General features: G+C 68.0%; 21 protein-coding genes and 3 pseudogenes. 11 read left to right on the top strand and 13 right to left on the bottom strand.

The window, feature by feature from the left end; all coding sequences use genetic code 11:
- The first annotated feature begins 97 nt into the window (after window positions 1-97).
- Complete coding sequence (gene ftsH, locus A0O31_RS02600; protein WP_071676555.1) at window positions 98-1972, top strand: ATP-dependent zinc metalloprotease FtsH; 1875 nt, start codon at window positions 98-100, stop codon at window positions 1970-1972.
- A gap of 44 nt (window positions 1973-2016) precedes the next feature.
- On the opposite strand, the gene A0O31_RS02595 is transcribed toward ftsH, so the two are convergent.
- The 4 genes from A0O31_RS02595 to A0O31_RS02580 all read right to left on the bottom strand — a co-directional run bounded on the left by A0O31_RS02595 (window position 2017) and on the right by A0O31_RS02580 (window position 4627).
- The gene (locus tag A0O31_RS02595) at window positions 2017-2310 is read right to left on the bottom strand and encodes an HU family DNA-binding protein (RefSeq protein ID WP_071676554.1); all 294 of its coding nucleotides are present in this window, start codon (window positions 2308-2310) and stop codon (window positions 2017-2019) included.
- A gap of 122 nt (window positions 2311-2432) precedes the next feature.
- Window positions 2433-3068: a lysophospholipid acyltransferase family protein gene (locus A0O31_RS02590; protein WP_071676553.1), complete on the bottom strand. Its 636-nt coding sequence runs from the start codon at window positions 3066-3068 to the stop codon at window positions 2433-2435.
- Window positions 3069-3074: 6 nt separating this feature from the next.
- Window positions 3075-3755 (bottom strand): endonuclease V, encoded by a 681-nt coding sequence (locus tag A0O31_RS02585; RefSeq protein ID WP_071676552.1) that lies wholly within the window; start codon window positions 3753-3755, stop codon window positions 3075-3077.
- A complete protein-coding gene (locus tag A0O31_RS02580) occupies window positions 3755-4627 on the bottom strand; it encodes an SIS domain-containing protein (RefSeq protein ID WP_071676551.1) in 873 nt (290 codons plus the stop codon). The genes A0O31_RS02585 and A0O31_RS02580 overlap by 1 nt, the downstream gene beginning before the upstream one ends.
- 19 nt (window positions 4628-4646) lie before the next feature.
- Here A0O31_RS02580 and A0O31_RS02575 point away from each other — a divergent pair, with 19 nt between their 5' ends.
- On the top strand, window positions 4647-5408 hold the full coding sequence (locus tag A0O31_RS02575; protein ID WP_071677902.1) for a class I mannose-6-phosphate isomerase: 762 nt from the start codon (window positions 4647-4649) through the stop codon (window positions 5406-5408).
- On the opposite strand, the gene A0O31_RS02570 is transcribed toward A0O31_RS02575, so the two are convergent.
- Window positions 5389-8001 (bottom strand): AfsR/SARP family transcriptional regulator, encoded by a 2613-nt coding sequence (locus A0O31_RS02570; RefSeq protein ID WP_071676550.1) that lies wholly within the window; start codon window positions 7999-8001, stop codon window positions 5389-5391. The genes A0O31_RS02575 and A0O31_RS02570 overlap by 20 nt on opposite strands.
- Before the next feature lie 80 nt (window positions 8002-8081).
- Here A0O31_RS02570 and aroA point away from each other — a divergent pair, with 80 nt between their 5' ends.
- Genes aroA through A0O31_RS02540 form a run of 6 tightly spaced genes read left to right on the top strand, consistent with a single transcriptional unit; the run spans window position 8082 to window position 12818 of the window.
- The gene (aroA, locus tag A0O31_RS02565; RefSeq protein ID WP_071676549.1) at window positions 8082-9371 is read left to right on the top strand and encodes a 3-phosphoshikimate 1-carboxyvinyltransferase; all 1290 of its coding nucleotides are present in this window, start codon (window positions 8082-8084) and stop codon (window positions 9369-9371) included.
- Window positions 9356-9979: a (d)CMP kinase gene (gene cmk, locus A0O31_RS02560; protein ID WP_071676548.1), complete on the top strand. Its 624-nt coding sequence runs from the start codon at window positions 9356-9358 to the stop codon at window positions 9977-9979. The genes aroA and cmk overlap by 16 nt, the downstream gene beginning before the upstream one ends.
- 2 nt (window positions 9980-9981) lie before the next feature.
- Window positions 9982-10764: a CDP-alcohol phosphatidyltransferase family protein gene (locus A0O31_RS02555; protein ID WP_071676547.1), complete on the top strand. Its 783-nt coding sequence runs from the start codon at window positions 9982-9984 to the stop codon at window positions 10762-10764.
- Window positions 10719-11135, top strand: a complete 417-nt coding sequence (locus A0O31_RS02550) for an NUDIX domain-containing protein (RefSeq protein WP_071676546.1) — start codon at window positions 10719-10721, stop codon at window positions 11133-11135. Before A0O31_RS02555 ends, A0O31_RS02550 begins: the two co-directional genes overlap by 46 nt.
- Entirely contained in the window at window positions 11126-11830 is a 705-nt protein-coding gene (gene tmpR, locus A0O31_RS02545; protein ID WP_071676545.1) for a bifunctional dihydropteridine reductase/dihydrofolate reductase TmpR, read from the top strand. Before A0O31_RS02550 ends, tmpR begins: the two co-directional genes overlap by 10 nt.
- A 10-nt stretch (window positions 11831-11840) precedes the next feature.
- A complete protein-coding gene (locus tag A0O31_RS02540; protein ID WP_071677901.1) occupies window positions 11841-12818 on the top strand; it encodes a DHH family phosphoesterase in 978 nt (325 codons plus the stop codon).
- Here the strand turns inward: A0O31_RS02540 and A0O31_RS02535 are convergent.
- Window positions 12815-14032, bottom strand: a complete 1218-nt coding sequence (locus A0O31_RS02535) for a 2,3-bisphosphoglycerate-independent phosphoglycerate mutase (protein ID WP_071676544.1) — start codon at window positions 14030-14032, stop codon at window positions 12815-12817. The two genes, A0O31_RS02540 and A0O31_RS02535, sit on opposite strands and share 4 nt — an antisense overlap.
- Window positions 14033-14152: 120 nt before the next feature.
- On the opposite strand from A0O31_RS02535, the gene A0O31_RS13010 reads away from it, so the two are divergent.
- Together A0O31_RS13010 and A0O31_RS13005 are read left to right on the top strand one after the other, a co-directional pair.
- Window positions 14153-14599 carry an RNA-guided endonuclease InsQ/TnpB family protein gene (locus A0O31_RS13010; protein ID WP_237259020.1) on the top strand — a complete coding sequence of 149 codons (447 nt, stop codon included), beginning with the start codon at window positions 14153-14155 and terminating at the stop codon, window positions 14597-14599.
- A pseudogene (locus A0O31_RS13005) lies at window positions 14566-15174 on the top strand (RNA-guided endonuclease InsQ/TnpB family protein); the annotation flags it as partial. The gene A0O31_RS13010 and the pseudogene A0O31_RS13005, both read left to right, overlap by 34 nt.
- Window positions 15175-15345: 171 nt before the next feature.
- Here A0O31_RS13005 and glpX read toward each other — a convergent pair.
- Genes glpX through hisF form a run of 3 tightly spaced genes read right to left on the bottom strand, consistent with a single transcriptional unit; the run spans window position 15346 to window position 17726 of the window.
- Complete coding sequence (gene glpX, locus A0O31_RS02525; protein WP_071676543.1) at window positions 15346-16314, bottom strand: class II fructose-bisphosphatase; 969 nt, start codon at window positions 16312-16314, stop codon at window positions 15346-15348.
- Between the two features lie 25 nt (window positions 16315-16339).
- Window positions 16340-16963: a bifunctional phosphoribosyl-AMP cyclohydrolase/phosphoribosyl-ATP diphosphatase HisIE gene (gene hisIE / locus A0O31_RS02520; protein WP_071676542.1), complete on the bottom strand. Its 624-nt coding sequence runs from the start codon at window positions 16961-16963 to the stop codon at window positions 16340-16342.
- 4 nt (window positions 16964-16967) lie between these two features.
- Window positions 16968-17726 (bottom strand): imidazole glycerol phosphate synthase subunit HisF, encoded by a 759-nt coding sequence (hisF, locus tag A0O31_RS02515; RefSeq protein ID WP_071676541.1) that lies wholly within the window; start codon window positions 17724-17726, stop codon window positions 16968-16970.
- A 55-nt stretch (window positions 17727-17781) separates the two neighbouring features.
- Here hisF and trmFO point away from each other — a divergent pair.
- Window positions 17782-19109: pseudogene (trmFO, locus tag A0O31_RS02510) on the top strand (methylenetetrahydrofolate--tRNA-(uracil(54)-C(5))-methyltransferase (FADH(2)-oxidizing) TrmFO).
- Here trmFO and A0O31_RS02505 read toward each other — a convergent pair.
- The 4 genes and pseudogenes from A0O31_RS02505 to A0O31_RS02490 all read right to left on the bottom strand — a co-directional run bounded on the left by A0O31_RS02505 (window position 19090) and on the right by A0O31_RS02490 (window position 22783).
- Window positions 19090-20530, bottom strand: a pseudogene (locus A0O31_RS02505) (Mur ligase family protein). The pseudogenes trmFO and A0O31_RS02505 overlap by 20 nt on opposite strands.
- A complete protein-coding gene (locus tag A0O31_RS02500) occupies window positions 20527-21135 on the bottom strand; it encodes a deoxynucleoside kinase (RefSeq protein ID WP_071676540.1) in 609 nt (202 codons plus the stop codon). The pseudogene A0O31_RS02505 and the gene A0O31_RS02500 overlap by 4 nt, the downstream one beginning before the upstream one ends.
- A 1-nt stretch (window position 21136) precedes the next feature.
- Entirely contained in the window at window positions 21137-21736 is a 600-nt protein-coding gene (locus A0O31_RS02495) for a deoxynucleoside kinase (RefSeq protein ID WP_071676539.1), read from the bottom strand.
- 3 nt (window positions 21737-21739) lie between these two features.
- Window positions 21740-22783 carry a S1C family serine protease gene (locus A0O31_RS02490; protein ID WP_039458688.1) on the bottom strand — a complete coding sequence of 348 codons (1044 nt, stop codon included), beginning with the start codon at window positions 22781-22783 and terminating at the stop codon, window positions 21740-21742.
- Window position 22784 lies beyond the last annotated feature (1 nt).

Below are 22784 nucleotides of genomic sequence, written 5' to 3'. Positions count from 1 at the left end.
GCCTCCGCATTTTTCAGTCAAGAGAGTTGAGCAAGGTTATGTCATAGTGCCGCGGGCTACCCTGAGGCCGGGCCTTGCGTGTACCCTAGGAGAAGACATGTCCCGGCTTCCTTTGAATTTCCTGGTTTTCGTCCTGGGCTTGCTCCTTCTGGCTTGGGCGTTTAGCTTGGCGGGCACCACCAGTTCGGGGGGGGCGGTGAACTACACCACCTTCCTCGAGGACCTCCAGGCGGGCCGGGTCAAGGAGGTGGTGGTGCGGGCGGGCGACACCCGCATCCAGGGCACCCTGGTGGACGGGTCCACCTTCACCACCTACGCCGCAAGCCCTCCCGACAACGCCACTTTGGAGGCTTGGACCAAGCGGGGGGTGAGCGTGCGGGTGGAACCCCCCCAAGGGCAAAGCCCCTTGGGCTTCCTCTGGCCCCTCCTTTTGGTGGGCCTTCTCATCGGGGCGCTCTTCTACTTCTCCCGCACGGGAAGGGCGGGGCCTTCCGATTCCGCCTTTAGCTTCACCAAAAGCCGGGCCAAGGTGCTCACCGAGGCCCCCAAGGTGACCTTCAAGGACGTGGCCGGGGCGGAGGAGGCCAAGGAGGAGCTCAAGGAGATCGTGGAGTTCCTGAAAAACCCGGGCCGCTTCCACGAGATGGGGGCCCGCATCCCCAAAGGGGTCCTCCTGGTGGGGCCGCCCGGGGTGGGGAAGACCCACATCGCCCGGGCGGTGGCGGGCGAGGCCAAGGTGCCCTTTATCACCGCTTCCGGGTCCGACTTCGTGGAGATGTTCGTGGGGGTGGGGGCGGCCCGGGTGCGGGACCTCTTTGAAACGGCCAAGCGCCACGCCCCCTGCATCGTCTTCATTGACGAGATAGACGCCGTGGGCCGGCGGCGGGGAGCCGGGGTGGGCGGGGGCAACGACGAGCGGGAACAGACCCTAAACCAGCTCCTGGTGGAGATGGACGGCTTTGAGAAGGACTCCACCATCATCGTCATGGCGGCCACCAACCGCCCGGACGTCCTGGACCCCGCCCTTCTGCGCCCGGGCCGCTTTGACCGGCAGGTGGCCATTGACGCCCCGGACGTGCGGGGGCGGGAACAGATCCTGCGCATCCACGCCCGGGGTAAGCCCTTGGCGGAGGACGTGGACCTGGCCCTTTTGGCCAAGCGCACCCCCGGCTTCGTGGGGGCGGATTTGGAGAACCTCTTGAACGAGGCGGCCCTCCTGGCCGCCCGGGAAGGGCGGAAGAAGATCACCATGAAGGACCTCGAGGAGGCGGCGGACCGGGTGATGATGGGCCCGGCCAAGAAGAGCCTGGTCCTCACGCCCCGGGACCGGCGGATCACCGCCTACCACGAGGCGGGGCATGCCCTGGCCGCCCACTTCCTGGAGCACGCCGATGGGGTGCACAAGGTGACCATCGTCCCCCGGGGGCGGGCCTTGGGCTTCATGATGCCCAGGCGGGAGGACATGCTCCATTGGTCCAGGAAGCGGCTTCTGGACCAGATCGCCGTGGCCCTGGCGGGGCGGGCGGCGGAGGAACTCGTCTTTGAGGACGTGACCACCGGGGCGGAGAACGACTTCCGCCAGGCCACGGAGTTGGCCCGGCGCATGATCACGGAATGGGGCATGCACCCCGAGTTCGGGCCCGTGGCCTACGCCGTGCGGGAGGATACCTACCTGGGGGGGTACGATGTCCGCCAGTACTCCGAGGAGACCGCCAAGCGCATTGACGAGGCGGTGCGCCGCCTGATAGAGGAGGAGTACCAGCGGGTGAAGCGCCTTCTGGAGGAGAAGCGGGAGGTCTTGGAGCGGGTGGCGGAAACCCTCTTGGAGCGGGAAACCCTCACCGCCGAGGAATTCCAGAAGGTGGTGGAGGGCCTGCCCCTGGAGGAGGAAAAGCCCCAGGAACGGGAGGAGAAGGAAACGCCCAGGGTGGTACCCAAGATCAAGCCGGGCGGAGCCCTGGGCGGGGCGTAAAGGATAAACCCAGGGGGCTAAAGCCCCCTGGGGGAAGGGAATACTTACTTCTTGACCTTCTCCTTAAGGGCCTTCCCTGGCTTGAAGGCAGGGTACTGGGTGGCGGGGATCTTGATCTTTTCCTTGGTGCCGGGCTTCACGCCGGTGCGGGCCTTCCGCTTGCGCACCTCAAAGGTGCCGAAGCCGGTGAGCTGCACCTTGTTGCCGGCGGAGAGCGCCTCTTCCACCTTGGTCAAGAAGGCATCCACCGCCGCCTTTACGTCCTTTTTCTTGAGGCCCGTGGCCGAGGCCACCTGGTCCACCAGATCCGCTTTGGTCACCGTTTTCTTTGCCGCCATTCTTCACCTCCTTCCTCTTTTCCCTTCCGCAGGGACTATATCACGCCTCAAAGCTTTTGCGCAATAGCCTGACCTATTTCTATCGCTATGTATAGCAATGTGTGATAACGAAAGCATTGGCTCTAGCGGTACTCGGGGGGGAGAAGTTCCCGTACCCTAGCCTCTATCTCCCGGGTGAGGTTTTCTAGCTCCCGGTGGGAAATCCGCTCGGCCCTTGGAACGGGAATGGGCTTGCCGTAAACCACCCGGATGGGCCGGCGCAGGCGAAAGAGCTTCCGCCCCACAGGCCAGGCCCGGTCCGTGCCGATGACCGCCACGGGCACCACGGGGCTTCCAGTTCTCAGGGCGATGGCCGCTACCCCGGTCTTGAAGGGCTGGAGCTTGCCCGTGCGGCTTCGGGTTCCTTCGGGGAAGATGCCAAAGGCCATGCCCCTCCCTAGGGCGCGGAGGGCGCTTTTGATGGCGGAGAGGTCGCTTTGCCCCCGTTCCACGGGGATGGCGTAAAGCCGTGGAAGAAGCCAGGAAAGGAAGGGGAGCCGGAAGACATCGGCCCGGGCCAGGAAGCTCACGGGCCGCCGCACCCCGGCCCCGATGGCGATGGGGTCCAGGATGGAGAGGTGGTTGGAGGCCAGGATCACGGGGCCCTCCTCTGGCACGTTTTCGGCACCTTCCACCCGAAAGCCGAAAAGAAGGTGGAGCAGGAAGCGGGCGAGGTACCAGGTGGCTCGGTAAACGGGGTTGGGCTTAGAGGCTTCCACAGGGCCTTAGTCTAAGGCGGCCAGGGCCCGGCCCGCCTCTATGTGGGCAAGCCGCAAAGGCTCGGGCAGGCGGAAGCGGGTGGGCAGGCGGCGCACGAAGGCCAAAGCCTCTTCCAGGCCCACGCGGTGGCCTGGGGAGACGTAAAGGGGCTTTACCCCGGTGCGGCTCCGGTAGGCGTAGCCCAAGGGGCGGCCATCGGGGGCGAGGAGGCGCACGGCGCTTCCCGCTTCCTGGGGAAGGGGGCCCTCCGGGCGACCAAAGAGGAGGCTTTTGGCCACGCCCACGCTAGGCAGGTCCAGGTGGACCCCCAGGTGGCTGGCGATGCCCAGGCCCCGGGGGTGGGCGATCCCCTGCCCATCCACCAGGAGGACCTCGGGGGCCTCGGGGAGGGTTTTTAGGGCCTCCAGGTAAGCGGGGGCCTCACGGAAGGAGAGGAGGCCGGGCACGTAGGGGAATAGCGCTTCTTCTGGGACCCGGGCCTGGCCCACGAAAAGGGGCCCTTTTTCCAGGTGATAGAGGAGGGCCACGGCCACCAGGGGCTTGCCCCGTTTGTGGGAGGCGTCCAAGGCGGCGAGGAGCCTCTTGCCCTCCAGGCTTCCGGAGAGGACCACCCGTTTAGCGAGGGCCCGTTGCAGGGCCAGGGCCGCCTTTGGGCTCTCCGGCCTGGGGAAAGGCGGCACCTCCATCAGGTGATCTCCCGAAGCCTTTCCAGGACCTCCTGGTCCGAGGGGTCGGTGCCGTAGAGGAGGGCGAGGTAGTAGGCGGTCCAGGCCAGGCGGTACCAGAGGGCCATGGCCTGGGCCAGGCGGCTTCCCTCGGGGAGGGGCACCTCGGCGATGGCGTCCACCCGGGTTTCCAGGATCTCCTTGGCCAGGCTTGCCGCTTCCCCGCCCCCCAGGAGGACCGCCGCTAAGGGGTCTCCCTGCTCGTGGCGGGCCTCGAGGCCGGTAAGGAAGAACTCCAGGGCGCTAAAGGGCGGGGTTAGAGAGAGGCTTTTCCCGATGCGGGCGAAGAGGCTTTGCGCCGCCTCCTCCAGGGGGCGGAAGAAGGGGCTATAGAAGAGGGGAAGCCTTTCCAAGAGGGTATAGGCCAGGAACTTGGCGGGGTTTTCCTCCAGGGGCACCTCGGGGGTGAGGCGGCGCCTTTCCGCCAAGAGGGCCTCGTCCACCTCCTTTAAGGCCTTCTCCTCCCCCATGGCGAGGAGGAGGAAGCGCAGGTAGCGGTAGGGGCTCAAGGGGCTTGGGGGGAGGTAGACGTCCACCCCCGGGCGGAACCCCACCCGCACCACCCTAACCCGCCCCGACTCCGCCAAAAGGCCCATGGCCGAGGCCTCCCCTAGGTCGTAGCCGCCTTCCAAGAGGAAAAGGGTGCCCGTTTCCGTCCAGTCGGGCAGGCCCAGGGCTTTGGCGGCGAAGTGGCCTTCCCCGTAGGCGAGGGCGGCGAAGGGGGCGGGGTAGGCCTCCTGGGGCACGGGCCCGGAGCCCACCAGGTCCCTAAGCTCCAGGGCGAGCCCCTGGCGGTCCACCAGATAGGTTTCCTCGCGGTCCAGGTCGCGCATACCCCTTATGCTAACCCCCATGCGGCCTTGCCCGCCCAAACCCGTGGCCCGCATCTGGGGGGGAAGCGCCTTGGGCTTTGGTCCCGGCATCGGCGAGGTCTGGCTTTGCCAAGCCCCCCTTTTGGTGAAGCTTTTGGACCCCAGGGACTGGCTTTCCGTCCAGGTGCACCCCCCCCACGCCTACGCCCTCCAGGTGGAGGGGAAGCCCGGCAAGTACGAGGCCTGGTACGTGCTCGCTCCGGGGGAGATCGTCTACGGCTTCCGCCGCCCCGTGACCCCGGAGGAGGTGGTGGCAAGGGCTAAGGAGGGTACCCTGGACGAGGTCCTGAACCGGTTGCCGGTGAGGCCGGGGCAGGTGGTCTACCTCCCCGCCGGCCTGGTCCACGCCCTGGGGCCCGGGGTGCGGGTCTACGAGGTCCAGACCCCCTCGGACCTGACCTACCGGCTTTACGATTACGGCCGCCCCCGGGAACTCCACCTGGAGAAGGCCCTGGCCGTGGCCCGCTTGGAGCCCCTTCCCCTGCCGGAGGTGCAGCCCGAACCCGTGGAAGGGGGGGAGAAGCTTCTTTCCACGCCCTTTTTTGACCTCTTCCGCTACCCCTTGGCGGGGCGGCTCGCCTTGGGGGCGGAGGCCCCCCTGGTCCTCACCCTCTTGGAGGGGGAGGCGAGGCTTGAGGGAGAGGTCCTGAAGCCCCCCGCCACCTTCCTCCTGGAGGCGGGGGAGGAGGCTACTTTGGAGGGAAAAGGGCTTCTCCTCGGGGCTAGCCCGAAAGGCGGCTGAGGAGGGCCTGAAGGCGGGGGGATGGCCTTTCGCCAAGCTCCTCCCATAGCCGTTTGCGGTAGCCCTCCAAAAACCTTAGGGCCCGGGCCTTCTGCCCCCTTCGGAGGCAGGCTTCCACCAGGGGGATAAGGGCCTCCTCGTCCAAGGGGTCCAGCTCCAGGAGGCGCTCCAGGTAAGGGGGCTCGCCCCTTTGGAGGAAAAGGGCCCGCACCCGATGGAACACCTCTTCCCGCTTCCGGTCCAAGAGGGGGTGGTCCAGGCCGGGGAAGAGGGGTTCTTGGTAGAGGCGCAGGGCCGCCTCAGCCCCTTCCGTTTCCAGCGCCCTTTCCAAGGCGAGGAGGTCCGCTTCCACCCGGGCGAGGCCCTCCTCCTGGAGGTAGGTGGGCACCCCCCAGGGCTCCAGGGCCTTACGAAGCCGGGCAAGCCACACGTAGAGGTTGTTCAGGGCGGCCTCCTCGGAAAGGTCAGGCCAGAGGGCAAAGGCCACCTCCTCCCGGGGAAGCCCGAGGAGGAGGAGGGCGAAAACCTCCTTGGCCTTGCCCTTGAGCTCCACCGGCCCCAAGGGGCCTTCTATGCGGAACCTTCCCAGGACCTCCACCCGCACGGGGGGAATCTCGGCGTGGCGGAGGAGGATGGCCTCCTTCCACCCCGAGCGGAGGACCTCCGCCAGGGGGTAGGCCACGCTGAGTTCAGGCCTGGACCGGGGGAGGAGGTGCAGGGGGATGAGGCCGGGAAGGATGCGCTTTCCCGCGTTGGTGAGGGTGAGGAGGGCTTCCAGGTCTTTTTCCTCCCCCAAAAGGCGGTAGCGGGCGGCGTGCCAGTAAAGCCTTTCTTCCCGCTCCTCGGGGTAGGGGGGGAGGAGGCGGGCTTCCCCCTTCAGGAGGGCCAGGGTGAGGCGGGGGAGGAAGCCCTCCTGGCCCTCCACCAGGCTGGCATCCCCCGTTAGTTCGGCCTGGAAAGCCCTTCCCCGGGCCACTAGGTAGGGGTTTTCCCATAGCTCCGCCTGTGCCACCAGGCGGGCTAGGGTTTCCCCATCCCCTTCCAGGTGGGCGAGGAGCATCTGGGCCTCGAGGGCCGCCAAGGGGTTTCCTGGGGCCTCCGCCGCTTGGCGGAGGTAGCCCTTGGCCCTTTCCCTTTCCCCTAGGAGGAGGTAAAGCCGCCCCAGGTCCCGGAGATGGCCGGGGCGGTTGGCGTGGGTGTACTGGAGCTTTTCCAAGGCCTCCTCCAGGGCGGCGAAGCGCCCCAGGAGGTCCCCTTGGAGCTCAAAGCGCAGGAAGGCCAGGTTGCTAAGGGGGGCGATGCGGTAAGGGCTTTCCGGGGGAAGGCGCCTTAGGGCCTCTTCCAAAAGCCCCAGGGCCTCCTCGGGCCTTCCCTCCTCGTAGGGCACGCGGGCCGCATCGTTCAGGAAGCGCCCCGCAAGCTCCCCGGGCACCCTTTCCAGAAGGGCGAGGCCCCTTTCCAGATAGGCCCGTGCCCGGGGGAGGTCCTTCCCGAGAAGGGGCTCGGCCAGGTAGTAGGCCAGGTGGCCCAGGGCGGTGAGGGCGACCCTGGGGTCCTCGGCTTCCACGAGCGCCTCCAAAAGGGGAAACCCCTCCTTCCGGCCGCACTGCAGGAGGGCCTCCCCGAGGCGTAGCCTAGCCCTCGGCCCTCCTTTTCGCAAAAGCCCTTCCCAGGCGAGGAGGCGTTCCGCCGGGATACTTATCTGGATGGGCTTTTCCAGGAGGGCGAGGAGGTCCTCCGTGAGGCCGCTGGCGGAGTAGGCCTCCGCCAGAAGCTCCGGGGGAAGCCTACCCTCCGCCCCCCGCACCGCCTCTCTCACCTCGGGGAGGAGGCTTCGCAGGGCCATCTCCTTCATGAGGCCGTGCAGGCGGAACCCCTCGGGGGTGAGGCGCAAAAGCCCCTTTTGGAAGAGGCTTTCCGTCTCGGGGGTGGCGTGGGCTTGGGGGAGGAAGGGGAGGGCGGCCATGAGAAGCCCTTCCCGGAACTCCCCTTCGCTTAAGCTTTCCCGGAGGCCCTGGAGGAGGGCTTGGGCCTCCGGGGGCTTTCCCGTGAGGGCGGAGAGGAAAAGGGGCAGGGGCCACCCCCCCGTGGCCCGGTGGGCCTCCTCCCAGGGTCCGCGGCCCCCAAAGAGGGCCTTGGCCTCCTCCAGGGTGAAGGCCAGATCCTCCGGCCCCAAGCGGAGAAGCCTCCCCTCGGCCAGGAGCTTGGGGAGCTCGGGGTAGGGGAGGGCCTTGCGGCTCGCCAGGACCAGGAGGCAGGGGAGGGTGCGGAGAAGGGGGGAGAGGGCCTCCTCCCCGGTGAGGTCCTCGAGGACCACCAAGGTGGGCTCGGCCTTTAGGGCCTCCAGGATGACCCCCCAGGGGGCCTCCTCGGGCAGGCCCAGGCCCTTCGCCAAGAGGGCCCGGGGCTCCCCGAGGAGGGCGCTTCCCCAGAGGGTGCGCATCCCAAGCCTTGCGGAAAGCTGCCCGGCCAAGACGCTTTTGCCAAACCCCGCCGGGGCCTGGAGGAGGACGGCAAAGCCCACCGCCTCGGGGAGCTGGTCCAAAAGGCGGGCCCTTTCTAGGTACACCGGGCTTTGCCAGGCCAGGGCCATGCTTGTCCCCTATTCTAGAAAAGCCCCCCTTTTCTTCCAAGCCTTGACCGAAGGCCCCTTCCCGCCCAAGACTAGGGGGCATGGACCGCACCCACCTGGACCTCGCGCCCTGCGGCCCCTTGCGGGGGGTTTTGCGGGTGCCCGGGGACAAGTCCGTGACCCACCGGGGCCTCATGCTCCTCGCCCTGGCGGAAGGGGAGGGGAGGCTTTTTTACCCCTTGAAGGCCGGGGACACCCTTTCCACCGCCCGGGTCCTAAGGGCCTTGGGGGCGGGGATAGAGGAGGAAGGCCCGCACTTCCGCGTGCGGGGCCAAGGCCTTCGCCTAAAGGAGCCCGAGGACGTCCTGGACTGCGGAAACGCCGGCACCCTCATGCGCCTCATCCTGGGCATCCTGGCGGGGCAGGAGGGGGTCTTTGCCGTCCTGACCGGGGATAGCTCCCTCCGCCGCCGCCCCATGGGCCGGGTGGTGGAGCCTTTGCGGGCCATGGGGGCCCAGGTGGACGGGCGGGAGGGGGGGAAAAGGGCCCCCTTGGGGGTGCGGGGGGCTCCTCTGCGGGGCATCCGCTACACCCTACCCGTGCCCAGCGCCCAGGTGAAAAGCGCTCTCCTCCTGGCGGGCCTCTTCGCCGAGGGGGTCACCGAGGTGGAGGAGCCCGTCCCCACCCGGGACCACACGGAAAGGCTCTTCCGCCATTTTGGCCTGCCCCTTCGGGTGGAAGGGAACCGGATCCGGACCGAGAAAGCCTCCCCTTTCCCCGCCAAGGACCTCCTGGTCCCGGGGGATTTCTCCTCTGCCGCCTTCTTCCTGGTGGCGGCCCTCATCGTCCCGGGCTCGGAGGTGGTGGTGGAGGGGGTGGGCCTGAACCCCACCCGCACGGGGCTTTTGCAGGTTCTCCTGGCCATGGGGGCCGACCTGGAATGGCGGGTCCTGGAGGGCGAAGACGGCGAGCCCGTGGGCTACGTGCGGGCCCGGTATAGCCCCCTCAAGGGGGTTTCCGTGGACCCTGGCCTCATTCCCCTTATGGTGGACGAGGTGCCCATCCTGGCCGCCGCCGCCGCCTGGGCGGAGGGGGAGACCTTTATTCCCAACCTTTCCGAGCTCAGGGTGAAGGAGTCGGACCGGGTGCGGGCCATCACCCACAACCTGCGGGCCTTGGGGGTAGAGGTGGAGGAGGGCCCGGACTGGCTCCGCATCCGGGGGGGCGGGGTGCGGAGGGGGGAGGTGGAGCCCTTCCACGACCACCGCATCGCCATGGCCTTCGCCGTGGCGGGCCTCCCCGTGGGTGTGCGGGTCCACGAGCCCGAGTGGGCGGAAATCTCCTACCCCGGTTTCTTCCGGGACCTCCTTGGGCTATGCGGGGGATCGTGACCCTAGACGGGCCTTCCGCCTCCGGAAAGAGTTCCGTGGCCAAGCGGGTGGCGGAGGCGTTGGGGGTGCCTTACCTGAGTAGCGGCCTCCTCTACCGGGGGGCGGCCCTTTTGGCCCTGAGGGCCGGGGTGGACCCTAGGGACGAGGAGGGGCTCCTTCGGCTTCTCCAGGCCCATAGGGTGCGTCTCGTCCCGGGGCGGGAAAACCGGGTTTTGGCGGACGGGGAGGACCTCACGCCCTTCCTCCACACCCTCGAGGTGGACCGGGTGGTCTCGGAGGTGGCCCGCCACCCGGGGGTGAGGGCCTGGGTGAATGCGAGGCTTCGGGAGGTGCCCCCGCCCTTCGTGGCCGAAGGGCGGGACATGGGCACCGCCGTTTTTCCCCACGCCCCCCACAAGTTCTACCTCACGGCAAGCCCCGAGGTTAGGGCGAGACGGCGGGCCAAGGAGCGGCCCGAGACCTACGAGGCGGTGCTCAAGGACCTCTTGGAGCGGGACGAGAAGGACAAGGCGCAAAGCGCCCCCGCCCCGGACGCCCTGGTGCTGGACACCAGCGGCATGACCCTGGACGAGGTGGTGGCCTGGGTCTTGGAGCGCCTTAAGGACTAGCCATGGTGCCGGGGGCGAAGGAAAGGCCGGTACAGGAGTTCCTAAACGCCCTCCTCTTCCGCCCCTTGGCCCACCTCCTGGTCCGCCTCCTCCTCCCCACCCCCGTGCGCCCCCACCACCTGGTCCTCCTCCACACGGGCCTCGTCCTCCTGGCCGCCTGGCTCCTCCACCGGGGCGAGGACCTCTATGCCGCCCTCCTCCTCCAGCTCAAGACCGTCCTGGACAACGCCGACGGGCAGCTCGCCCGGCTTAGGGGGGAGGTGAGCGCTTTGGGCCGCTATTTGGACACGGAGATGGACTTCCTGGGCAACCTCGCCCTCTTTCTCGCCCTGGCCCTGCACACGGGGGAGGTGGAGCGAGCCGTCGTTGCCTTTTTCGTCTTCACCCTGGTCCAGTCTTTTGACTTCAACCTGGAAAGGCTTTACCGGGAGGTGCGGGGGCTTCCCCTCCCCAAGGAGCCCGAGGGCCCGGAAACCCCTATCCTCCGCCTCCTAAAGGGCGTGTACGCCCTCCTCTTCCTCCCCCAGGACCGCGCCATCCGGGCCCTGGAGGTTTCCCTGCAGAGGCGCTTGGGCCTGGACCCCTTGCGCTTCTTTGACGAGTGGGCCTTGGCAGGGGTGGTGAACCTAGGGCTTAGCACGCAGCTCTTTTTCCTCGGGGTCTTCCTCCTCTTCCACCAGCCTGCAGCGTACCTCACCTTTGTCCTCCTCCAGGCCCTGTATCTTGGCCTTGGGTACGTATGGAGGATCGCCCGCAGTATCCCATCCCCACGGTGGGGGCCTTAGTGGTGCAAGGGGACAAGGTGCTCCTGGTGCGCACCGCCAAGTGGCGGGGGCTATGGGGGGTGCCGGGGGGAAAGGTGGCCTGGGGGGAGCGGCTGGAGGAGGCCTTAAGGCGGGAGATTCTGGAGGAGGTGGGGCTAGCCCTCAAGGCGGTCCGCTTCCTCTTCGTGCAGGAAGCCCTCTTTAGCCCGGAGTTCCATAAGCCTACCCACATGCTCCTCTTCAACTATGTTGCTCAGGGGGAGGGGGAGGTGCGGCCGGGCGAGGAGATCCTGGAATGGGCCTGGCTGAGCCCCGAGGCGGCCCTCGCCTACCCCCTCAACACCTTCACCCGGAGGCTTTTGGAAAAATACCTGGAGGGGCCATGCGGGTAGCCCTGGTCACGGGAAGCGCCAAGGGGATTGGGCGGGCCATCCTCCTGGCCTTGGCCAAGGAGGGGTTTAACGTGGCCGTGCACTACCGCACCTCCGAGGGCCTGGCGGAGGCCACGAGGCAAGAGGCGGAGGCCCTGGGCGTGAAGGCCATCAAGGTGCGGGCGGACCTCACCCGGGAGGAGGAGGTGGCGGGCCTGGTGGAGGAGGTGCGCTACCACCTGGGGGGGATTGGCGTTCTGGTGAACAACGTGGGGGACTACCTCTACAAGCCCATTGAGGAGGTGCGCCTCGAGGAGTGGCGCTGGATTATGGACACCAACCTCACCGCCACCTTCCTCCTCACCCAAAGGGTCCTCCCCCTCATGGTGGCCCAGGGCTACGGGCGCATCGTGAACCTGGGCTACGCCGGGGCCACCAACCCCATCGCCAGGCCCCACATCACCCCCTACGCCATCGCCAAGATGGGGGTGGTCCTCTACACCAAGGCCATCGCCAAGCGCTTCGCCCAGGCGGGGATCACCGCCAACGTGGTGGCCCCCGGGGTGGCGGAGAACTCCGTCTCCAAACCCCTTCAGGAAATCCCCATGGGGCGGCTCGCCCTCCTGGAGGAGGTGGCCCGGGCGGTGCTCTTCTTCGTCCGGGAGCCCTACCTCACGGGGCAGGTCCTGGAGGTGGCGGGGGGGTGGAACCTGTAGGATGGGCTTCGTGGACGGGAACGCCCCTGACCCCAAGTACTGGGAAAAGATGCGGCTCGTGGCCGAGGTGCTCAAGGCGGTGGAGGGCCCCATCTACATCGCCACCCACGTGGACCCCGATGGGGACGCCATCGGGAGCTCCTTGGGCCTTTACCGGGCGCTCAAGGCTTTGGGCAAGGACGCCCGCTGGGTGGCCGAGCCTCCCCGCTTCCTCCGCTTCCTCCCCAAGGAGGAAGAGTACTCCGACCCCGTGGAGAAGCTTCCCCCTGGGGCCACCCTGGTGGCCTTGGACAGCGCCGAGCCCTCGAGGGTGGTGGGGGTGCCGGTGGAGGGCTTCGTCATCAACATTGACCACCACGGCACCAATCCCCGCTTCGGCCACCTCCACGTGGTGGACCCCTCCAAGGCGGCCACGGCCCAGATGGTCAAGGACCTCATTGACCTCCTGGGGGTGGCCTGGACGGAGGAGATCGCTACCCCCGTGCTCACCGGCATCCTCACGGATACCGGCAACTTCCGCTTCGCCAACACCACCCCCGAGGTGCTTCGGGTGGCGGCGGAGCTCGTGGGCTACGGGGTGAGGCTCGCCGAGCTCACCGACCGCCTCCAGTTCCGCCCCCCCTCCTACTTCCGCCTCATGGGCCAGGTGCTCTCCACCGTGGCCTTCCACTTCGGGGGGCTTCTCGTCACCGCCCACCTGCCCGAGGAGGCCAAGCGGGAGGAGGAGGACTCCGACGACTTCGTGGGCCTTATCCGCTACGTGGAGGGGAGCGTGGTCTCCGTCTTCCTGCGCAGGCGGGAGGAGGGGGTGAAGGTGTCCATCCGCTCCCGGGGCGGGGTTTCCGCCCAGAATATCGCCCTGAAGCTCGGGGGCGGCGGGCACGTGCCCGCCGCCGGGGCCACGCTGAAGGGGGTGGACCTGGACCGGGCTTACGAGCTCGTCCTCGAGGCGGTCCAGGAGGAGCTTAGGCGGGCGGGGTACCTCTAGGCCCCGTACTTTAAAAGCCTTCCGGCGTGGGCGAGGAGGAGGGGCATGAGCTCCACCCCCCGCAGGTGCCCGAGGCTTCCCTTGAGGGCCTCGGCCTCCGTGAAGCGCCCCGCCTCGTCCCGCCGCAGGTAAGGGGCCTTGAGGAGGAGGGGCACGGGGTGCCAGGAGTGGGCCTTCAAGGCCGCAGGGGTGGAGTGGTCCCCGGTGAGGGCGAGGACCTCGGGCTTTAGGGCGAGGAGCTCGGGCAGGAAGGCGTCAAAGCGCTCAATCTCCCGCACCTTGCCAAGGAAGTCCCCGTCCTCCCCCTTGGCGTCCGTCTTCTTGAAGTGGAGGTAGAAGAACTCGTACCGATCCCAGTTCTCCCGCAGGGCCTTGAGCTTCCCCTCGTGGGCGTCCCCTTCCCCTTCCACGGGGAGGACCTCCATCCCCACCAAGGCGGCGAGGCCCTTGTACATGGGGTAGCTGGCCACGGCCGCTGCCCTTAAGCTGTAGACCTCCTGGAAGCTGGGGAACCGGGGCTTTTGGGAGGCCCCCCGGAAGAGGGCCCCGTTGAGGCGGGGTTCGTCCCTAAGGACCGCCCGGATGCGCTCGGCGAGGAGGTTAAGGATGTGGGCGGTCTTCCGGGAGGCCTCGTCCAGGGGCCTAGCCTCCAAGGGGGGAAGGCCCGCCTTCTGCGGGTCGGTGTCCGTCACCCCGTCCCCCAGGCCCTCGCCCCTTAGGATCACCAAGAAGCGGTGCTCGCTTTCCGTGTAGAAGTGGATCTCCACGTCCTCTATCCGGGGGATGGCCTCCTTGAGCTTGGCGATCACCCGTTGGTTTTCCTCGGTGGAGGGCCTCCCTGCCCGGCGGTCCACCACCTTCCCTTCCGCATCCAAGGTGGCGAAGTTGCCCCTTAGGGCCACGTCCCCTTCCCGGAAGTCCGCCCCCAGCCCCAAGGCGCTCAAGGCCCCTCGGCCCACCACGTAGCGGAAGGGGTCGTAGCCGAAGAGGGCCAGGTGCCCAGGGCCCGAGCCGGGGGCAAGGCCCGGGTGGACGGGGGTGAGGAGGCCTAGGGCGCTCTCCGCGGCCAGGCGGTCTAGGTTAGGGGTTTGGGCCGCCTCCAGCTCCGTGGGGCCTCCTGGCTCTAAGGGAAGCCCCCCCACGCCGTCTAGGACCACGAGGAGGATTTTGCCGCCGGGTTGGTGGAGTTCCTGGAGGATGGGAAAGAGGTCCATGGGGCCATTTTACAGAAGAGAGTGGGCGTGGAGGAGCCATAATCCCCCGGACTTTCCGCCCCTGGGATACATGGCCTCCCCCCCGCCCTCTGGAGGCAGACAGAGCATCGTGGGCGCCAGATGCCCTGTCATGGTAGACAGGTGGCGCGTAGAGCCTTCAAATACCGCCTCTATCCCACCAAGCCCCAACAAAAAGACCTAGAACGCACCCTGGAACTCTGCCGCCAGCTCTACAACGCCGCCCTTCAGGAGAGGAGGGAGGCCTACAAGAAGGCGAAGAAAAGCCTCTCCCTCCACGAGCAAAAGCGATGGCTCCCCGAGATACGGGCTGACCTGCCCGAGTACCAAAGGGTCCACTCCCAGGTCCTGCAAGACGTTCTCCAAAGGGTAGACCGGGCTTTTCAAGGCTTCTTCCGTCGGGTTAGGGCCAAAGGGGGAAAAGCCGGTTATCCCCGGTTCAAGGGAAAGGGACGCTACGACTCCTTCACCTTCCCCCAAGCCTACGCCACCGGGGTCAAACTCCAGGAGGGGGGAAGCGGGTGCTCATCCACGGCGTTGGTTCGGTAAAGGTGAAGCTTCACCGACCCTTAGAGGGGCAACTCAAGACCGCCACGGTCAAGCGGGAAGGGGATGCATGGTACCTGATACTTATCTGCGAGGTGGAGCCCAAACCCCTTTCCCCTTCTGGCGAGGCGGTGGGCATTGACCTGGGGACCAACCCTCACTTTCTCATCACCTCGGAGGGGGAGAAGATAGAAGCCCCCAGGTATTATCAAAAGGCTCAAAACAAACTAGCTAGGAAGCAGAGGGAGCTTTCCCGTAAGAAACGGGGTAGCAACCGGTACGACAAGGCAAAAGAGGAGCTTGCCCGGCTTCACCGGAAGGTAGCCCGGCAACGGCTGGATTTTCACCACAAGGTGGCCCGGGGGTTGGTGAACCGCTATGGAACCATCGTCCACGAAGACCTGAACATCCTAGGTCTGAGCCGTAGCCACGTGGCTAAGGGCGTACATGACGCTGGTTGGGCTCAGTTTTTGCGGATCCTTGCCTACAAAGCGGAGGAGGCTGGTAGGCGAGTGATAACGGTAGACCCTAAGTACACCAGCCAGGACTGCCCGGTGTGCGGCCACAGGGAGAGGCGACCCTTGTGGGTCAGGGAGTTCACCTGTCCCGCTTGTGGGACTTCCCTGCACCGGGATGTGGCCATGTGGCCGCTGCGCGGAACATCCTGGCGAAGGCCTGGACGGGGCCTTCGGGGAGGGATGCCCTCGCGTTCTGAACTGAGAAGCCCCGCTCTGAAGAGCGGGGAGTCGTCACACCCGTATGGTGACCCGGGCCCCGGTTTCAAAGAGGTGGATGGAGTCTATAAAGCGCACCACCCGGGTAGCGTGGCCCATGACGATGGAGTGGGTCCTGGCCCCCCCGCCGAAGAAGCGCACCCCCTCCAGGATGTCCCCGTCCGTGATGCCCGTGGCGGCGAAGACGATCTCCTTGCCCGGGGCTAGGTCCTCCGTGCGGTAGACCCGGTTCTCGTCCCCGCCCATGGCCCTAAGCCGCGCCCGCTCCTCCTCGTTTTGCGGCACGAAGCGGGCCTGGATCTCCCCGCCCAGGCACTTGAGGGCGGCGGCGGCCAAGACCCCTTCCGGGGCCCCGCCGATGCCCATGACGGCGTGGACCCCGGTTCCCCGTATGGCGGCGGCCAGGGCGGCGATCACGTCCCCGTCGGAGATGAGCTTGACCCGGGCCCCCGCTTCCCGGATCTCCCGGATGAGCCTTTCGTGCCGGGGCCGGTCCAGGACCACGATGACCAGGTCCTCCACCGAGCGTTGCAGGGCCAGGGCCAAGGCCTTCAGGTTGGCGGAGACGGGCCAGGTGAGGTCCACGAGCCCGGCGGCGGGCGGGGGGACGATGAGCTTTTCCATGTACATGTCCGGGGCGTGGAAAAGCCCGCCCTTTTCGCTTAAGGCGATGACGGTCACGGCGTTGGGCAGGCCCTTGGCGGCGGTGGTGGTGCCCTCCACGGGGTCCACGGCGATGTCCACCTCCAGGCCCCCCTGCCCCAGGACCTCCCCGATGTAGAGCATGGGGGCCTCGTCCATCTCCCCCTCACCGATGACCACGGTGCCCCGGATGGGGAGCTCGTTTAAGACCCGGCGCATGGCCTCGGTGCCCGCCTCGTCCACCGCCTCCTTGTCCCCCTTGCCGGCGAAACGGCTCGCCGCCAAGGCCGCCTGTTCCGTCACCCGCACCACTTCCAGGACGAGCCTGCGCTCAATTTCCATGGTTCCATCATAAGGGCCCAGGGGCCTATTCCCGGGGTTTGTGCCGCTCCCAGAGGGTTTCGGCCAGGTCCTCTAACCCCACCCCCTCCTCCGCCAGGGTGAGGAGGAGGTGGAAAAGGAGGTCCGCCGCCTCGTGGCGGAGTTCGGCCTTGTCGTGGTTTTTGGCGGCCAGGATCACCTCCCCCGCTTCCTCGCCAATCTTCTTCAGGATGCGGTCCAGGCCCGCCCGGTGAAGCTTCGCCACGTAGCTCCCTTCGGGGAGGGTCCTTAGCCTTTCTCCTATGGTGGCGTAGACCCGTTCCAGCACCTCCCCGAGGCTAGGGGTGGCTTTCTCCTGGAGGAGGGGGCGGTGGAAGCAACTCCTTTCCCCCGTGTGGCAGGCGGGGCCCTTGGGGAGGACCTTGTAGACCACGGCGTCCCCGTCGCAGTCTAGGAGGACCTCCACCACCTCCTGGAAATGCCCCGAGGTCTCCCCCTTGCGCCAGAGGGCCTGGCGGCTTCGGCTATAGAAGGTGCTCCGCCGCGTCCTTAGGGTTTCCTCCAGGGCTTCCCGGTTGGCGTAGGCCAGGGTGAGGACCTCCCCCGTGCGGGCGTCCTGCACCACCACCGGGACGAGGCCCCGCTCGTCAAAGCGCACCTCCAGGTCCATGCCCCTAGTCTAGCCGCACCCGCACGCCCTTTTCCGCCAGGAAGCGTTTGAGCTCGGGGATTTGGATCTCGCCGAAGTGGAAGACGCTGGCGGCCAAGGCGGCCTCCGCCCCCGCCTGGAAGGCATCGAGGAAGTGCGCCATATGCCCCGCGCCGCCGCTCGCAATCACGGGCACGTTCACCGCCTCGGCCACCTGGCGGGTGAGCCTTAGGTCGTACCCCTCCTTGGTCCCGTCCCGGTCCATGCTGGTGAGGAGGATCTCCCCGGCCCCAAGCTCTGCCCCCCGCACCGCCCACTCCACGGCGTGGAGGCCCGTGGGCACCCTTCCCCCCGCGATGTAGACCTCGGGGAAATCCCCCCGCCAGCGGGCGTCAATGGCCAGGACCACCGCCTGGGCGCCGAAGTGGTCGGCGAGCTCCTGGATGAGCTCGGGCCTTTTCACGGCGGCGGAGTTCACGCTCACCTTGTCCGCCCCGGCGTGGAGGAGCCTCCGGGCATCCTCCAAGGAGCGCACCCCCCCGCCCACGGTGAGGGGGATGAAGACCCTTTCCGCCACCTGGGCCACCACGTCCAGGAGGATGGCCCTCTCCTCGTGGGTGGCGGAGATGTCCAAAAAGACGAGCTCGTCCGCTCCCGCCTGGTCGTAGGCCTGGGCCGCCGCTACGGGGTCCCCGGCGTCCCTCAGGTTCACGAAGTTCACCCCCTTGACCACCCGGCCGGCGTGGACGTCCAGGCAGGGGACGATGCGTTTGGCGAGGCTCATCGGGGCCAGTATAGGCCACTTTTCCCTTCCCCGCTTGGGTGGTAGCATCTAAAGGATGGAACGGGTGAACGTGGTGGGCGGGGGCCTTGCGGGAAGCGAGGCCGCCTGGACCCTTTTGCGCCTGGGCATCCCCGTGCGGCTTTACGAGATGCGCCCGAAGCGCATGACCCCGGCCCACGCCACGGGGCTTCTGGCCGAACTCGTCTGCTCCAACTCCCTGGGCGGGGAGGGCATGGCCAACGCCAAGGGGCTTTTGCAGGCGGAGATGCGCCTTGCGGGAAGCCTCGTCATGGAGGCGGCGGAAAGGGCCCGGGTCCCCGCCGGGGGGCCTTGGCCGTGGACCGGGAGGAGTTTGGCCACTTCATCACGGAAAGGCTTTCCCGCCACCCCCTGCTGGAACTGGTGCGGGAGGAGGTGAGGGAGATCCCGGAAGGCCTCACCGTCTTGGCCACGGGGCCCCTCACCGCCGAGCCCCTGGCCGAGGCCCTGAAGCGCCGTTTCGGGGACCACTTCCTCTCCTACTACGACGCCGCAAGCCCCGTGGTGCTCTACGAGAGCGTTGACCTCAGCAAGTGCTTCCGCGCCGGGCGCTACGGCCAAAGCGCTGACTACCTGAATTGCCCCATGACGGAGGAGGAGTACCGCCGCTTTTACGAGGCCTTGGTGGCCGCGGAGCGGCACGTGCCCCACGAGTGGGAGAACCTGCAGTTCTTTGAGGCCTGCGTGCCGGTGGAGGAGCTGGCCCAAAGGGGGTACCAGACCCTTCTCTTTGGCCCCCTGAAGCCCGTGGGGCTCAAGGACCCCCGCACGGGGAAGGAGCCTTTCGCCGTGGTGCAGCTCCGCCAGGAGGACAAGGCGGGGCGGCTTTGGAGCCTGGTGGGCTTCCAGACGGGGCTCAAGTGGCCGGAGCAAAAGCGCCTCATCCAGATGATCCCCGGCCTGGAAAACGCCGAGATCGTGCGCTACGGGGTGATGCACCGGAACACCTACCTCAACGCCCCGAGGCTCCTCCGGGAGACCCTGGAGTTCCAGGGGGCGGAGGGCCTCTTCGCCGCTGGGGTCCTCGCCGGGGTGGAGGGGTACTTGGAAAGCGCCGCCACCGGTTTTCTGGCGGGGCTCAACGCCGCAAGGCGGGCCCTAGGCCTTTCCCCCGTGGCCCCGCCCGAGGAAAGCCTCTTGGGGGGTCTGGTCCGCTACCTGGCCACGGCCAACCCCGAGGGCTTCCAGCCCATGTACGCCAACTGGGGCCTGGTGCCCCCCGTGGAGGGGCGGATGGGGAAGCGGGAAAAGCGGGAGGCCATGTACCAGCGGGGCCTTTCCGCCTTCGCCCGCTGGCTTCAGGCCCTCACGCCCCCCCTGCCCGCTAAAGCCCCCGCATCCTGAGGGCTTCCTCCGCCACCTCCCGCTCGTTCCAGGGGAGGGCTTCTTGGCCCCTTTCTAAGCTGTTCTCGTGCCCCTTGCCGGCGAGGAGGACGGTGTCCCCCTCCTGGGCCTCGAGGACCGCTTGGAGAATGGCCTCCCGGCGGTCCGGCACGATCCGGAACCTCCCCCCTTCCCGCCGGGCCGCCTCCGCCAGGGCGCTAAGGATCGCCTCCAGGGGCTCCGTGCGGTGGTCCTCCTCGGTGAAGAAGGTGAGGTCGGCGAGGCGGGCCGCCACCCGGCCGATGTCCTCCCGCCTCTGCGGGTCCCGCTCCCCCGCCGCCCCCACCACGAGGAGAAGCCTTCCCCGGGTGGTGCGCCTTAGGGTCTTGAGGGCCTCTTCCAGGCTTTTCCCCGTGTGGGCGAAGTCTATCACCACCCGGAAGGGGGCCTTCTGCACCACCTCCATCCTTCCCGGCACCCCGGGGAAGGTGGCAAGGCCCGCTAGGGCCTCTTCCAGGGAAATCCCAAAGTGGAGGGCCGCCGCCAGGGCCATGAGGGCGTTGTCCACGTTGTAGGGCCCCAGGAGGGGCAGGAAGGCCTCGCCCTGGCCCCAGGGGCTTTGGAGGCGAAAGCGAAGCCCCTCTGCCTCCTCCCTTACGCCTTCCGCCCACACCTCCCCCCGGGGCCCACCAGGAGGTGGGGCCGCTTCCTTAGGGCTTCCAGGTGGGGGAGGCTCGTGTGGAGCACCGCCACCTCCGAGCGCTCCACCAAAAGGGCCTTGGCCCGGAAGTAGTTTTCCGCCGTGCCGTGGAGGTCCAGGTGGTCGTCGGGGTAGAAGCTCACGAAAAGCCCCACCCGGTAGGCAAGCCCCTCCACCCGTTTGAGCGCCAGGGCGTGGCTGGAAACCTCCAGCACCGCCGCCTTTAGCCCCCGGTCCGCCGCCTCCCGGAGGAAGGCGTAGACCTCGGGGGCCTCGGGGGTGGTGAAGTGGCCCAAGGGGGGCCTTGCTTCCTCCCCAGCCTCAGGCCCACGGTGGAGAGGAGCGCCGCCTTCACCCCTCCCGCCTGGAGGAGGTGGTGGAGGAGGCTTGCCGTGGTGCTCTTGCCCTTGGAGCCGGTGACGCCGAAGAGGGCGAGGAGGGCGTCGGGCTCGCGGTAAAAGCGCCGGGCGAGGAGGGCTATGGCCAGGCGGGCGTCTTTCACCCGGAGGTAGGGCACGGGCAGGGATAGGTCCTTTTCCCCCACCACGGCGATGGCCCCCCGGGCCAGGGCCTCGGGGATGAAGGCGTGCCCGTCCAGGGGCTTGCGGTGGGGGAGGGGCACCCCGGGGACGGCCACGAAGACGAAGCCGGGGGCCACCCGCCTGGAGTCCAGGGTGATGCCCCGCACCTCCTGGGGCGGGGCCTCGAGGCCAAAGGGGGCGAAGAGCTCCTTCAGGGTCATGGCCGCAAGAGGGGGCTTAGGGCGCTGAGGAGGGCCTCCTTGGCCCCCTCATCCTCCACGAAGTCCACCTGGTCCCCGTCCACCACGTGGACCGGGGAGAGTTCCCAAGAGGCCACGAGCTCCTCGTAAAGGCGGTTGAGGGCGAGGAGGTAGCCGTCGGGGATGCCCCGCTCATAGGGGCGGCCCCGCTTGGCGATGCGCCTCCTTAAGGTGGGGAGGCTTGCCCGGAGGTAGATGAGGAGGTCGGGCTTGCGCAGGGCGGGGGCCACGCCGTGGAAAAGCTCCAGGTAGGTCCGCCAGTCCCGCTCGGAGAGGTGGCCTTCAAGGTAGAGGTTCTGCGCGAAGACGAAGGCGTCCTCGTAGAGGGTGCGGTCCTGGACCACGCGGGGGCTTCCGTTCACCTCCAGGAGGTGTTGCCGCACCCGCCTGGCCAGGAAGAAGACCTGGGAGGGGAAGGCGTAGGCCCCCATGTCCCGGTAGAAGTCCTCCAGGTAGGGGTTTTCGCTCACCGCCTCGTACACGGGCTTGAGCCCGAAGGTTTCGGCGAGGAGGGCGGTGAGGGAGCTCTTGCCGCTTCCGATGTTGCCGGCGATGGCCACGTACATGCTATACCCCAAGGGAAAGGTGGGCCTTCACCAGGGCCACCACCCGCTCCCGGTCGGGGCCTTCCTGGGAATAGTCCAGTTGGTCTGCCTCGAGGACCAAGAGGGGATGGGGATAGCGGGCGAAGTGGCGCTCGTAGGCCTCGGAAAGGGCTTCCAGGTAGGCGGGGTCTATCCCGGCCTCAAAGGGCCTTCCCCGCTTCCGGATGCGCTCAAGGAGCACGGGGACCGGGGCCCTTAGGTAAAGGGTGAGGTCGGGAGCGGGAAGCCTCGGGGAAAGCTCCCGGTAAAGCTCCAGGTAGAGGTCCCACTCGGCGCCCTCCAGGGTGAGGCTGGCGAAGAGGGCGTCCTTGTCAAAGAGGTAGTCCGCCACCACCCCGCCGAAGAGGGGCCTTTCCTTTAAGCGGGAAAGCTGCCGGTAGCGGGAGAGGAGGAAGAAGGCCTGCGCCTTGAAGGCGTAGCGCTTGGGGTCTTGGTAGAAGAGGGGCAAGAAGGGGTTTTCCTCCACCACCTCCAGAAGGGGCTCCGCCCCCAGGGCCTCGGCCAGGAGCCGGGCCAGGGTGGTCTTGCCCACGCCGATGGGGCCTTCAATGGCCACGTACACGCCTCACCTCCTGGGCCGGGCCACCAGGGTCAGGGTGGCCTCGAGGCGCCGCCCTTCCCGCCACAGGGTGAGGCGCACCCGGTCCCCCGGGCGGTAGCGGGCGATGAGCCGCACCACCTCCGCCTTGTCCTTCACCGCCTTGCCGTTCACCGCCAGGATCACGTCCCCCAGGGCCACAAGCCGCCCCTGGGCGTCCCGCTGCGCCCCCCTAAGCCCCGCCCGGGCGGCGGGGCTACCCGGCTCCACCCGGTCCACCATGGCCCCTTGGGTGGTGGTGAGGCCCACGGCCCGGAGGAGGACCGGGGGAAGCTCCTCCAGGCTCACCAGGCTGGCCCCAAGCCACCCCCGCTGGGGGATGCCGAAGCGCTCCAGGTCCTGGACGCTCTGGGCGGCGAGCTCCGCCGGGATGGCCACCCCAATCCCCCCCACCCCGGAGGGCCCCCCCACCACGTCCGCCACCACCCCCACCACCTCCCCCTGCAGGTTCAAAAGGGGGCTTCCCGAGTTCCCCACGGTGAGGGGGGCGTCGGTGAAGAGGTACTCCCCCACCTCGGCCCCGATGCTGGGGTCGGGGGTGGGGACCTCCAGGGGGCCCAACCCGGCCAGGATGCCGTAGGAGGCCAAGGGCCCCTGGCCGTAGGGGAAGCCCACCAGCACCAGCCCCATCCCCAAGGGGAGGCTGGCCGCCGGGGCCTTGCTGAAGGCGAGGATCCCCGGGGCCTGGACCCCCTTCACCGTGAGGAGGGCCAGGTCAATCCCCGGATCCACGGCGAAGGTTTCGGCGGGAAAGGTGCGCCCGTCTGTTAAGCGCACGGTGAGGTCGGCCAGGTCCCGCACCACGTGGTAGTTGGTCACCACCCGGAAAGGGCTCACGAAGAAGCCCGTGCCCACCACCTGGTCTTCCCCGGGGGCGGTGGGGGTGCCCTGGATGCGCACCACCGCGGGCAGGGCCTTCTTGATCACCTGGCTGCGCGCCACCTCCTCGGGGGAGGTGAGGCGCTGCCCCAAGGCGAAGAGGAGGAGGAGGGCCAGGAGGGCGAGGCGCATG

It is taken from the genome of Thermus brockianus, assembly GCF_001880325.1.
Taxonomy (GTDB): Bacteria; Deinococcota; Deinococci; order Deinococcales; family Thermaceae; genus Thermus; species Thermus brockianus.
The sequence above is the reverse complement of the archived record's forward strand: the minus strand, read 5'-3'. Positions and strand labels throughout refer to the sequence as shown.